The organism is Oribacterium sp. oral taxon 102 (genome assembly GCF_013394775.1).
Classification (GTDB): domain Bacteria; phylum Bacillota; class Clostridia; order Lachnospirales; family Lachnospiraceae; genus Oribacterium.
Genome location: NZ_JABXYT010000001.1, coordinates 1,468,006 through 1,479,684 on the forward strand (window position 1 = coordinate 1,468,006; position 11,679 = coordinate 1,479,684).

10 protein-coding genes are annotated in these 11,679 nt (G+C 55.4%); 9 read left to right on the forward strand and 1 reads right to left on the reverse strand.

The genetic code is table 11. The annotated features are described in order from the left end of the window. The first annotated feature begins 68 nt into the window (after positions 1 to 68). The 8 genes from tsf to HW273_RS06755 all read left to right on the forward strand — a co-directional run bounded on the left by tsf (position 69) and on the right by HW273_RS06755 (position 8,750). Positions 69 to 1,001: a translation elongation factor Ts gene (gene tsf, locus HW273_RS06720; RefSeq protein ID WP_179011042.1), complete on the forward strand. Its 933-nt coding sequence runs from the start codon at positions 69 to 71 to the stop codon at positions 999 to 1,001. Positions 1,002 to 1,084: 83 nt separating this feature from the next. Next, a complete protein-coding gene (locus HW273_RS06725) occupies positions 1,085 to 1,843 on the forward strand; it encodes a tRNA threonylcarbamoyladenosine dehydratase (protein ID WP_179011043.1) in 759 nt (252 codons plus the stop codon). A gap of 30 nt (positions 1,844 to 1,873) precedes the next feature. Continuing rightward, positions 1,874 to 2,617, forward strand: coding sequence for a tRNA pseudouridine(38-40) synthase TruA (gene truA / locus HW273_RS06730; protein WP_179011044.1), 744 nt, complete (start codon positions 1,874 to 1,876; stop codon positions 2,615 to 2,617). Between the two features lie 53 nt (positions 2,618 to 2,670). Then, entirely contained in the window at positions 2,671 to 4,038 is a 1,368-nt protein-coding gene (locus HW273_RS06735) for a L,D-transpeptidase family protein (RefSeq protein ID WP_179011045.1), read from the forward strand. Between the two features lie 124 nt (positions 4,039 to 4,162). Beyond that, complete coding sequence (locus tag HW273_RS06740) at positions 4,163 to 5,299, forward strand: SLC13 family permease (RefSeq protein ID WP_179011046.1); 1,137 nt, start codon at positions 4,163 to 4,165, stop codon at positions 5,297 to 5,299. A 2-nt stretch (positions 5,300 to 5,301) separates the two neighbouring features. Next, the gene (locus HW273_RS06745; RefSeq protein WP_179011047.1) at positions 5,302 to 6,267 is read left to right on the forward strand and encodes a tRNA dihydrouridine synthase; all 966 of its coding nucleotides are present in this window, start codon (positions 5,302 to 5,304) and stop codon (positions 6,265 to 6,267) included. Between the two features lie 8 nt (positions 6,268 to 6,275). Next, positions 6,276 to 7,334 carry a flagellin lysine-N-methylase gene (gene fliB, locus HW273_RS06750; protein ID WP_179011048.1) on the forward strand — a complete coding sequence of 353 codons (1,059 nt, stop codon included), beginning with the start codon at positions 6,276 to 6,278 and terminating at the stop codon, positions 7,332 to 7,334. Between the two features lie 54 nt (positions 7,335 to 7,388). Continuing rightward, complete coding sequence (locus HW273_RS06755) at positions 7,389 to 8,750, forward strand: MATE family efflux transporter (RefSeq protein WP_179011049.1); 1,362 nt, start codon at positions 7,389 to 7,391, stop codon at positions 8,748 to 8,750. 116 nt (positions 8,751 to 8,866) lie between these two features. Here the strand turns inward: HW273_RS06755 and HW273_RS06760 are convergent, their stop codons facing one another. Further along, positions 8,867 to 10,351, reverse strand: coding sequence for a DUF1846 domain-containing protein (locus HW273_RS06760; protein ID WP_179011050.1), 1,485 nt, complete (start codon positions 10,349 to 10,351; stop codon positions 8,867 to 8,869). Positions 10,352 to 10,576: 225 nt separating this feature from the next. Here HW273_RS06760 and epsC point away from each other — a divergent pair, with 225 nt between their 5' ends. After that, positions 10,577 to 11,479, forward strand: a complete 903-nt coding sequence (gene epsC / locus HW273_RS06765) for a serine O-acetyltransferase EpsC (protein ID WP_179011051.1) — start codon at positions 10,577 to 10,579, stop codon at positions 11,477 to 11,479. Positions 11,480 to 11,679 lie beyond the last annotated feature (200 nt).

Consider the following 11,679-nt stretch of genomic DNA (forward strand, 5'->3'; position numbering starts at 1 on the left):
CTCGGCTTGTGGAAAGTAGAATATACTTTGACGATGCCGGGCTGTTTTCTTCATAGGAGGAGAATACAATGGCAATTACAGCAGCTCAGGTCAAGGAGTTGAGAGAGCTTACCGGCGCAGGCATGATGGCGTGCAAGAAGGCGCTCGGCGAAACCGACGGCGATATGGAAAAGGCAGTAGAGTATCTGAGAGAGCAGGGGCTCGCCGGTGCCGAGAAGAAAGCGGGCAGAATCGCGGCGGAGGGCGTAAGCTTTACGAAGCTCGCTGCGGACAGGAAGTCTGCCGTTGTGGTAGAGGTCAATGCGGAGACGGACTTCGTGGCGAAGAATGCGAAGTTCCGCAGCTTTGTAGAAGAGGTTGCCGCACAGGCTCTGGATACCTCTGCGCAGGACATCGACGCTTTCCTCGCAGAGCCGTGGAAGCTGGACAAGGAAAAGACGGTGAACGAGGCGCTTTCCGAGCAGATTTCCATCATTGGCGAGAATATGCACATCCGCAGATTCGAGAAGCTGTCTGAGACAAACGGATTTGTACAGGATTATGTACATGCCGGCGGAAGGATCGGTGTGATTCTCGATGTGCAGTCCACTGTAGTCAATGAGGCGGTAGAGGAGATGGCGAAGAATATTGCGATGCAGATCGCTGCGCTGAATCCGAAGTATATTTCCAGAGACGAGGTGGATCAGGATTATCTTAGGAGCGAGGAGAAGATCCTGCTGGAGGCTGCCAAGAACGAGAAGCCGAACGCGCCGGAAAAGGTTCTCATGGGCATGGTGCAGGGACGCCTCAACAAGGAGCTGAAAGAGGTTTGTCTTGTAGACCAGATCTATGTCAAGGCAGAGGATGGCAAGCAGTCCGTACAGCAGTATGTGGATTCCGTGGCGAAGGCAAACGGCGCGGAGATCAAGCTGGTACGCTTCGTCCGTTTCGAGACCGGAGAGGGACTCGAGAAGAAGAACGAGGACTTCGCGGCAGAGGTTGCGGCGCAGATCGGCAAGTAATACAGGTTCTATCGGATGCAGGGGCGCAGAAGAGATTCTGTGCCCCTGTCCCTTTTAGGAAGCGGTTAGGAGAGGGTATTGATATGGAGAACCCGTTTTCGAGGACAGCGCTGCTCCTCGGAGAAGCGGCGCTGGAGAGGCTTCGGGGGGCAAGGGTTGCCGTGTTTGGGATCGGCGGTGTCGGCGGATATGCCGTGGAGGCGCTGGTGCGTGCCGGTGTCGGTGCCTTCGTACTGGTGGACAATGACAGGGTCAGCCTTTCGAATCTGAACCGGCAGATCATCGCGACATACCATAGCCTCGGACAGTACAAGGTGGACGCAATGCAGGAGCGTATCCGGGATATCAATCCGGCGGCAGAGGTGGAGACCCGGAAGTGCTTTTTCCTGCCGGGGAATGCGGAGGAATTTGACTTCTCAGAGTACGACTATGTGATCGACGCGGTGGACACCGTGACGGCGAAGCTGGAGATCATTATGCGGGCGAAGCGCTGCGGGGTTCCGGTGATTTCCAGCATGGGAGCCGGAAACAAGCTGGATCCCACGCGCTTCAGGCTTGCTGACATTTACCAGACCTCGGTCTGTCCTCTCGCGAGAGTCATGCGGCAGGAATGCAGGAAACATGGCATAGAGAGCCTGAATGTTGTATACTCTACGGAGAAGGCAGTTTCTGCGGGGCATGCGGCGGCACAGCCGAAGGACGCGGCAGAGACAGGAGGATGGAAGATCGTGCCGGGCAGCGTCTCTTTCGTCCCGTCCGTTGCGGGGCTGCTTCTTGCAGGCGCGGTGGTCAGAGAGCTGATTTCAGAAAGAGGGGAAGCGCCGGAGGCATTTTCCGGCTGAGGTATGCCGTACAGAAGCGGACGGAGGAAAATGAAGCAGAACTATAAAATGATCCTGAGCTATGACGGTTCCCGCTACTTCGGCTGGGAGCGTCAGCCGACGACAGACATGACGATACAGGGGAAGCTGGAGGCAGTCCTGCATCGGATGTGCGGGGAAAGCGTCTCTGTCATCGGCGCGGGGCGGACAGATGCCGGTGTGCACGCGCGGGCAATGGCCGCCAATGTGCTGCTCGAGACGCCGCTTACAGAGGAGGAAATCCGGCAGTATATGAACCGCTACCTGCCGGAGGACATCAGCGTGAATGAGCTGAAGCGCTGCGGAGACCGTTTCCATGCCCGCTTCAAGGCGTCCGGGAAGCTCTATCGCTACAGCTGTTACTGCGGCGAGCAGAAACCGGTTTTCGAACGGAAGTATCTGACGGTGCTGATGCAGAGACCGGAGCCTGCGCGGATGCGGGAGGCGGCGCAGTATCTCGTAGGAGAGCATGACTTCAGGGCGTTCTGCGGGAATCCGCGGATGAAGAAGTCTACGGTGCGGCGAATTCAGAGCATTGAGATCACGGAGAAGGGACCTTACCTTCGTTTTTATTTTCATGGAAGCGGTTTTCTGCAGAATCAGGTGCGGATCATGGTCGGAACGCTGCTCGAGGCAGGACTCGGGAAGCGTGAGCCTTTGGAGCTGCCGGAGATTCTCGCATCGGGGGACCGGAGGAGAGCCGGTTATACCGCAGAGCCGCAGGGGCTCTGTCTGATGAAGGTTTTCTATGATTAACGGGGACGCCGTGTCGGCGCGATAGCGGAAAGGTACAGAGAGACAGGGTCAGGATGAAAAAGATGTTTGGACCGGCACTTTTATTCTTAGGGATGCTGGTGTTTTTCTACGGGGCGATCGCTTTTTATCTGGAGGGCAGGTTTCTTCCGGGGAGCGAGATCAATGGATATGATGTATCACTGATGAATCGGACAGAGGCAGAGACGCTTCTGCGTGACGGCCTGATTCGGGACTATGTGCTTCGGATTTTTGACATTCACGGAGAGGAAAGCGAGATTCGCGGAGAGGAGATCGGTCTGTCCGCAGAATTTTCACTGGAAGAGCTTCCGCTGGAGAAGAGGGAGGACTGGCTCCTCCGCCTGCTTTCGCCAGAGAAGCAGGAGCTTTCTTCGAGGATCAGCTACTCGGAGGAGGCGCTTCAGACGCTTCTGACAGAGCGTCTTCTGACAGGAAAAAACCCGGAGACGGCACCAAGGAACGCCTTTGTGACCGGCTTTGTTCCGGGCTCAGGGTATCTCGTCGCAGCAGAGCAGGATGGGGATACGATCGACAGAGAGCAGCTGTTCCGTGCGGCAGGGGAGGCGGTGTCAGCGCTTCGTTCGGAGCTCGTTCTGGATCAGGAGGGCTGCTATCAGAGGGCGGAGCTCCGGCAGGATGATCCGGCTCTCAAGGCGGAGGCAGAGGCGAGGAACCATCTGCTCACCGCGGAGATCAGCTATGACTTCGGCGAGAGGCAACTCGTACTGAATGAGGATACCTACAGCAGCTGGATGCAGGTCGGTGAAGATGGGACGGTAAGCATCGACAGGGAGCCGTTGCTGGCCTATCTCCGCGCACTGAAGGCAAATACGGATACCGCAGGGTCGGTTCGGAGTTTCCGTACAGTGGAGGGAAGTCTCGTGAATGTGAAGGGACCCTATGGCTACAGTCTCTCTGTGGAAAAGGAGGCGGAGCAGCTTACAGAGGAGCTTCTTGCCGGTGTCAATGTCAGCAGGGAGCCGGTATATCTCACGCGCGGCGTGGATCGGAACAATGGCAGTGATGACTATGGCAGCAGCTATGTGGAGGTCGATCTGACGAAGCAGAAAGTTTATCTCGTACAGGACGGCACGGTCAGCCTGTCTACGGACTGTGTGACCGGAAACGTATCGCGGGGGCACGCGACCCCGCCGGGGATATTTCCGCTGACTTACAAGACGACAAACGCGATTCTCCGAGGACCCGACTATGAGAGTCATGTGAATTACTGGATGCCCTTCAACGGAGGGATCGGATTGCACGACGCGACATGGAGAGGACGCTTCGGCGGGGAGATCTACCGCTATTCCGGCTCGCACGGCTGCGTCAATCTGCCGCTCTCCGCGGCGAAAACCCTTTATCCGCAGCTCAGTAAGGGTCAGCCGGTGATATGCCACTATTAAGTCCCCTGTCAGGCGCCGGCATAGCCGCCGTGTTTGCACGAGCGGGTATGCCGGCATCTGACAGGACGGCAGGGGATTTATCACATATAGTTTATGCAGAAAGAGGTATAGGACAGCGAAAAGCATGAGAGAAAGGGCAGAGACTTTTCTGAAACGGGAGATCGCAGTGCTTACGGCAGGAATTCTTTCATTGATTTCCTGTTTTTTTGCGTCTCCCGGAGAGCGTCTTCTGCACTACTGGAATCCTCGTTTCCTGATGCTGCTGTTCTGCTATCTTCTGACGACGCAGGGAATGAAGGAATGCAATGCAGGCGAGCGGGGGCTGCTGCGCCTCCTGTGCGGGGCGAAGAGTCTTCGCGGCGTGCAGCTCAGGCTCCTGCTTCTGTCCTTCCTGCTTAGTATGTTTCTCGCCAATGAACTGGTGCTGCTGCTGATTTTTCCGCTGACCATACAGGTCTTTTCCCACAGCCCCAATACAAAGGTGCTGCTTATCCATACGCTGGTGCTGCTCACGCTTTCAGTGAGTCTGGGCGGGATGCTGCTCCCCTTCGGAAATATGCAGAATCTCTACCTCTACACGCAGTATGGCTATTCCCTGCCGCGGCTCTTCCGCATTATGCTGCCGTTTTCCGCGTTCGGCTTCCTGCTGCTCCTGCTGCTCGCGCTCTGCTTCCGGCGGAAGGAGCGAGCACCGGGCTTCGAGCCTGCACCGGGCTATGGGGTCGTGAAATGGCAGGACTTCCGCTTTTATCTTCTGCTCTTTCTTCTGACCATAGCGGCGAGTCTGCCGCTTTTGCCGGATCGGTGGATACTGCCGCCGCTTCTGCTGATTGCCGCCGCCGTCCTGCTTCGGGATCGGAGGATGCTTCTCCGTTTGGACTATTCCGTGCTTGTCCTCTTCTTTTTCCTTTCGCTTCTGGGGGGGAATCTTGAAGCGATCGGGAGCATTGGCAGTTTTGTAACGGAGAAAATATGGGGACATGAGACGCTGTATTCCGTTCTGCTTTCCCAGCTTCTGGGCAATGTGCCGACGGCGGTGCTGCTGTCTCGCTTTACAACCAACGGAAGAAATCTGATCGTTGGTTGTAATCTGGGCGGAATGGGACTGTTCTGGGCATCCATGACCGGACTGCAGAGCATTCGGCTCTATGCGAGACTTCAGTACGGAGATCTCCGAAGATACCTCCTGCATTATGCTGCGATTTCTCTGGAGCTTCTTGCGGCAATGCTTTTTCTTGCCTTATTTACAGGAAACCTATAAGAATGAAAATTTATTACGCACCTCTGGAGTCCATTACGGGATACCCGCTTCGGAACGCGCATCATGTGCTTTTTCCCGGGATCGATAAGTATTATACACCCTTTCTCTCTGCCAATGAGAGCGGCAGATTTACCGGGCGGGAGGGACGGGATATTGCCCCCGGGAACAATGTCGGCATCCCGCTGATTCCGCAGCTATTAGGCAAAAATTCCGAACAGATCCTCCGGGCGGTCGAGACGATGCATGGACTGGGTTACCGGGAAGTCAATCTGAATCTTGGCTGTCCGAGCGGGACGGTGACGGCGAAGGGAAAGGGCGCGGGGATGCTCCGGGATCTTTCTCTGCTGGACAGCTTCTTCGAGGAGCTTTTCGAGGGAATGGAGAGGAGCGGATTTCGGGAAGCGGTGAGGATCTCTGTCAAGACCCGACTGGGGATTTATGAGCCCTCGGAGGCGGAGGCGCTCGTGCGGCTCTACAATCGTTATCCGATCTCGGAGCTCATCGTGCATGCGCGCGTACTGCGGGATATGTATCGGAGCCCGGTGAGTCTGGAGGGCTTTTCTGTATTTTATGAAAATGCGGAAATGCCGCTCGTTTACAATGGCGATATTTGTTCCCGGGAGGACTATCTGGAGCTTCTTTCCCGTTTTCCGGACGTATTTGCCGTCATGCTCGGCAGAGGACTGGTAGGAAATCCGGCGCTTGCCCGGGAGATCCGAGGCGGAGCCGGTGCTGACAGGGAGGAGCTTTGGCAGTATACGGAGCTGCTGCTCCGGAACTACCAGGAGGAGATCAGCGGGGAGCGGAATATTCTCTTCAAGCTGAAGGAAAACTGGAGCTATCTTTACAGCAGATTCGCGGGGGCGGAGAAATGTCGAAAGGAGCTTCGAAAGGCATCGACCCTGCTTGAATATAAGGCAGCGGTGCGCAGAACCTTCGCGGAGTGTTCGCTTTTGTCAGAGGAATAGGAGGCGCTATGCTGCTGGAATTTCCGGAATATTACGAAAACTTTCACTGCATCGGCGGAGTCTGTCCGGACAGCTGCTGTGCAGGCTGGGAGGTCGATGTCGATGCGGAGAGCTGTGACTACTATCAGACGGTTCCGGGGCGCTTCGGAGAGAGGCTGCGCAGGCAGCTCATATCGGAGGGAGAGGAACGATACTTCCCGCTGACGGGAGATCGGCGCTGCCCCTTTCTGAACAGGGAGAATCTCTGCGAGATTTACATTGAGCTCGGTGAGGAGGCACTCTGTCAGGTCTGCACGGAATATCCGCGCTATTTCATGGAGGCCGGGCAGTATCAGCAGATGGATATGAGCCTGTCCTGTATGGAGCTTTCGCGGATTTTCTTCTCAGAAGAGGGACCGATCCGTTATTTTCGCGCGGAAGATGCCTCCGAAGGGGAGGTGCTGTCCTCGGAGGAGGAGGCGAAGCTCGCGGAGCTGCTTTCGCTTCGAAATGCCTGCATTGCCTTTATCCAGGAGGGGGCAGAGACCGGAGAGAGCGGAGACAGGTTCTGGGACAGTCTCACGGAAATGCTCTCTGCTGTCTTTTCTGAACAGCGGGAAGTGTGGGAGGGTACGGCAGAGGGCTTTCTTAGTGCAGCACTCTCGGATCTCCCGCAGCGCTTCCGCAGACTAGAGACACTGGATGAGAGATGGACGGATTTTACAGCGGCGCTGAACGGGCTGCTCGAGTGGGAGAGCGCGGAAGCACTTGTTTCCGAATTCCGCCTTGTCTTCCGGACTGAATACGGGAGGTGCTTTCGAAGACTTGCGGCATATTTTCTCTTCCGCTACTGCATCGACAGCTTTTACGAGGACAGTATGGCGGACATTCTGCGGCTCCTGCTGCGGAGTCTCCGTACGATAGAGCTTATGGCGGCGGTGCGTCTTCGGCAGCAGGGCAGCTATCGGCTGTCGGATATGATCGATACAGTACACCTCTTTTCAAAGGAGGTGGAGCATGCGGAGGAAAATGTCGCCTGCTTTAAAAGTGCGGAAGCATGCGGAGAGCGGATTCTCCGAGAAATATAAAAAGAAGCAGGATGAGATGGAGAAAGGCTTGGAAGAAGGCGGAGGGGAGGCGGTATGGAAGCAGGAAAAAAGGAAAGTATAGAATACAATGCGATTACGCATGGAACGATCTGGAAGGCGCTGATCCTCTACTGTCTGCCGCTGATCCTCGGGAATTTTTTCCAGCAGCTTTATAATACGGCGGATGCGATCGTGGTCGGACGCTTCGTCGGTAAGCAGGCGTTGTCCGCGGTCGGCGGGAGCAGTGCAGTCTGGGTCAATGTCTTCGTCGGGCTCTTTACCGGCATCAGCTCCGGTGCGACGGTCATCGCCGCACAGTTTTTCGGCGCGCAGCAGCGGGAGAAGCTGCATACGGCTGTGCATACGGCGATCGCGCTCTCTCTCTTCACGGGGGCTGTCCTGACTGTGCTCGGCTTCCTGCTGACCCCCGCGCTCTGCCGGATGCTGGATACCCCGGCGGATGTGCTGGGGGATACGGTGCTTTACCTGCGTATCTTCTTCCTGGGCATCGTCGGAAACCTCCTCTACAACATGGGCTCCGGCATACTTCGTGCGGTGGGAGACAGCCGGAGACCGCTGCTTTTCCTGATTATCAGCTGCGCGATCAACATCGTGCTGGATATCTTCTTCATCGTGGTACTCGGCCTGGGTGTCGCGGGTGCCGCAATCGCGACGATACTCTGCCAGTTTATCAGCGCGTGCATGGTGCTCTATGTGCTTCTCGGGACAGAGGAACCCTACCGGCTCAGCATCGGGCAGATTCGGTTCGATCAGAGAATGACGGAGAGAATTCTTTCCATCGGCGTGCCTGCGGCAGTGCAGTCTTTGATGTATACGGCATCCAATCTGCTGGTGCAGCAGAGCATTAACCGCTTCGGCACCGATTACGTCGCGGCATGGGCGGCATACGGCAAGGTGGATATGGTGTTCTGGATGGTCAACAGCTCCTTTGGGGTAGCGCTCCAGACTTTCGTAGCGCAGAACTACGGAGCAGGACTCCTTGCGCGGGTACGAAAGACGGTACGGCAGTGCAGCGCAGTTATGGTGCTCTGGACAGTTCCGGTCAGCATCCTTATCTATATCTTCGGGTGCTATGCCTTTCAGCTCTTCACAGAGGATACGGAGGTGCTGAGGATCGGTGTACGGATGCTGCGGGATATGACGCCGTTTTATATCTGTTATCTCGGAATCGAGGTCTTCTCCGCGGCGCTTAGAGGGATGGGAGACGCGATGCGCCCGATGCTGATTGATATTCTCGGGATCTGTGTGATCCGGGTGCTCTGGCTGCTTTTCGTGGTTCCGGCGTTCCCGGAGATCCATACGGTCATCCTGAGCTTTCCGATCACATGGATTCTCACCTCGACAGCTTTTCTGCTGTATTATCTGTACTATGTGCGGAAGCGGAAAATAGAGTAGAAAAGGGAAATGAAGAATTTGCACGCAGCCTGCTGCAAGAAGCAGAAGCGGAGCAGTCTGAATAGGATGCATGAGGGGGGATGCCATTCGACGGCACCCCCCCTCATGCATCCCTCTTAGCGATGGTAGAGCTTCTTCGTCTGATACTGCGGCTCGCAGGTGAGATTGATGCCGAGCTTGTGGAGCGTGCGCTCGTCGACCTCGGAGAGAATGACAGAGGAGTGGACATCACAGCCGTTCAGCTTCTCGAGCTGCTGCATGCAGAGCTCCGCATTGTCATCGCTGTTTGCACAGATCGTGAGAGCAATCAGCACCTCGTCGGTATGAAGACGGGGATTCTGGTTGCCAAGATGCTCGACCTTCAGATGCTGAATCGGCTGAATGATCTCCGGCGCGATCAGCTTAACCTCGTCCGGAAGACCGGCGAGGGTTTTCAGCGCGTTCAGCAGCATGGAGGCACAGGCGCCGAGAAGCTCGGAGGTTCTGCCGGTCACGATCGTACCATCCTGCAGCTCGATCGCCGCGGCGGGACCGCCGGTTACCTCTGCCTTCTGCTTAGCGGGAGAAACCACGGCGCGGTTGTTCGGCGTGATGCCCGCCTTCTCCATCAGTAGCTCAAGCTTGTCGACGATTTCCTGCCTGCCGTTTCCCTTCCGAAGATCCACGAGCGCATGATAATAGCGGCGGATAATCTCAGAATTTGCTGCAGCGCGGACTGCATTGTCGTCCACGATGCAGTTACCTGCCATATTGACACCCATATCGGTAGGGGACTGGTAAGGCGATTCCCCGTAGATCCGGTTGAACATTGCCTTCAGCACCGGAAAAACCTCGACATCCCGATTGTAGTTGATCGTTGTTTTGCCGTATGCCTCCAGATGGAAGGGGTCGATCATATTGACATCATTGAGATCGGCAGTTGCCGCTTCATAAGCAAGATTGACAGGATGGTTCAGGGGAATGTTCCAGATCGGGAAGGTCTCGTACTTCGCGTAGCCGGCATTGACGCCGTGCTTGTGCTCCTGGTAGAGCTGGGAGAGGCAGACCGCCATCTTTCCGGAGCCGGGGCCGGGAGCGGTTACGACGACGAGAGAACGGGAGGTCTTGATGTATTCGTTCTTGCCGAAGCCCTCGTCGCTGATAATGAGGGGGACATTGGAGGGATAGGAGGGAATGCTGTAATGGCGGTAGACTCGTATGCCGAGCGATTCCAGCTTCTTCTGGTAGGAAACGGCGCTCTCCTGCCCGTCGAAGCGGGTCAGTACGACAGAACCGACGAAGAGCCCGTAGTCGCGGAATGCGTCGATCAGGCGCAGCACATCCATATCGTAGGTGATGCCGAGATCTCCGCGGATCTTGTTCTTTTCGATATCTCCGGCATTGATGACAATGACGATCTCCGCGTCCTCCCTGAGCTGACCCAGCATACGGATCTTGCTGTCAGGGTGGAAGCCCGGAAGCACGCGGCTGGCATGATAATCGTCGAAAAGCTTGCCGCCGAACTCCATATAGAGCTTGCCGCCGAATTTGCCGATTCTCTCCTTGATGTGAAGAGACTGCATTGACAGGTATTTGTCATTATCAAAACCGATTTTGCCCATATTCTCCTCCTGTGATATTTTGAAATCAAAAAAAAGATAAGAGTGTCAAAATTACCTTTTGCCACTCCTTCCGTAAAAATATTCTAGCAGAAATACAGGGAAACCGCCATAGTAATTTCGGAAAAGACGGGATTTCTTTCGGAGGGGAAACAGCTATTCCCATTGAATAGCTAGGAAAAGAATGCTAAAATGAAGAAAAAATCAGGAACAGGACAGGAATAGCATATGATACAGAATGACGTGAAACGCTGCATCGCAGATATCTCGGCGATGCTCTATGAGAATTATCAGAAGGAGGGCATTTTTGAGATTACCCTCGGAACGAAGCTCCCGAAGCGCACAGAGATCATCGAGGTTGTGACGGAGCTTCGGCGTCTGATGTTTCCCGGCTTCTTCGGCTCGGAGAATACCGCTTATGTTTCTCTCGACAATTTTGCCGGCAGTACGCTGGCGGAGGTTTATGAGAAGCTTTTCAGGCAGATCCGCACCGCGCTGCAGTACCACTGCGATCTGGAGCGGGGAGCGGAGCTGGACAGGCAGGCAGGAGAGCTGACGCTTCATTTCATAGACGAGCTTCCGCGGATTCAGTGCATGCTGATGAAGGATGCGGATGCGGTGATGGAGGGGGATCCGGCGGCGAAGAGCCGTGAGGAGGTGATCTTCTCCTATCCGGGGATCTTCGCGATTTTCGTTTACCGTATCGCGCATGCACTCTATTCACTGCAGATTCCGTTTATTCCTCGGATCATGAGCGAGTATGCCCATGGGGAGACCGGCATTGACATCAATCCCGGCGCAGAGATCGGAGAGTATTTCTTCATCGACCACGGTACGGGCATCGTCATCGGAGAGACGACGCGGATCGGCGATCATGTGAAGATCTATCAGGGCGTGACGCTAGGCGCGCTTTCGCCGCATAAGGGGCAGGAGCTGTCCGGGGTGAAGCGGCATCCGACGATCGAGGACAATGTCGTGATTTATGCGAATTCGACCATACTCGGCGGCGAGACGGTGATCGGGCGTGATTCGGTGATCGCGGGAAACACCTTCATCATGCAGTCGGTGCCGGCGAAGTCCAGAGTTTCTTCGACGCTGCCGGAGCTTCGCCTGAAAACGGCAAAGACGTAGAGGTTTGCGTTAAACAGCGTTTCCTTAGATGATTTCAGATAAGATTTCAGATAAAAAGAGCTTGTGAAGAAATTTTTCTCATAAGCTTTTTTTGAAATACCTGCTCATGCCGTCTCATAGAAGCGGATATCGGGATCGGCGGCCCAAGTCGGCTGGAGTCCGGCAACGACATCGTTTTTGAACAGTTCTGTTCGTTTGAA

Bases quoted from the DNA above. Each gene is read 5' to 3' on its own strand.
- HW273_RS06740 (WP_179011046.1), top strand. From the start codon at position 4,163: ATGAGAGAAAGGGCAGAGACTTTTCTGAAACGGGAGATCGCAGTGCTT.
- tsf (WP_179011042.1), top strand. From the start codon at position 69: ATGGCAATTACAGCAGCTCAGGTCAAGGAGTTGAGAGAGCTTACCGGC.
- HW273_RS06760 (WP_179011050.1), bottom strand. From the start codon at position 10,351: ATGGGCAAAATCGGTTTTGATAATGACAAATACCTGTCAATGCAGTCT.
- HW273_RS06755 (WP_179011049.1), top strand. From the start codon at position 7,389: ATGGAAGCAGGAAAAAAGGAAAGTATAGAATACAATGCGATTACGCAT.
- epsC (WP_179011051.1), top strand. From the start codon at position 10,577: ATGATACAGAATGACGTGAAACGCTGCATCGCAGATATCTCGGCGATG.
- HW273_RS06725 (WP_179011043.1), top strand. From the start codon at position 1,085: ATGGAGAACCCGTTTTCGAGGACAGCGCTGCTCCTCGGAGAAGCGGCG.
- HW273_RS06745 (WP_179011047.1), top strand. From the start codon at position 5,302: ATGAAAATTTATTACGCACCTCTGGAGTCCATTACGGGATACCCGCTT.
- HW273_RS06735 (WP_179011045.1), top strand. From the start codon at position 2,671: ATGAAAAAGATGTTTGGACCGGCACTTTTATTCTTAGGGATGCTGGTG.
- fliB (WP_179011048.1), top strand. From the start codon at position 6,276: ATGCTGCTGGAATTTCCGGAATATTACGAAAACTTTCACTGCATCGGC.
- truA (WP_179011044.1), top strand. From the start codon at position 1,874: ATGAAGCAGAACTATAAAATGATCCTGAGCTATGACGGTTCCCGCTAC.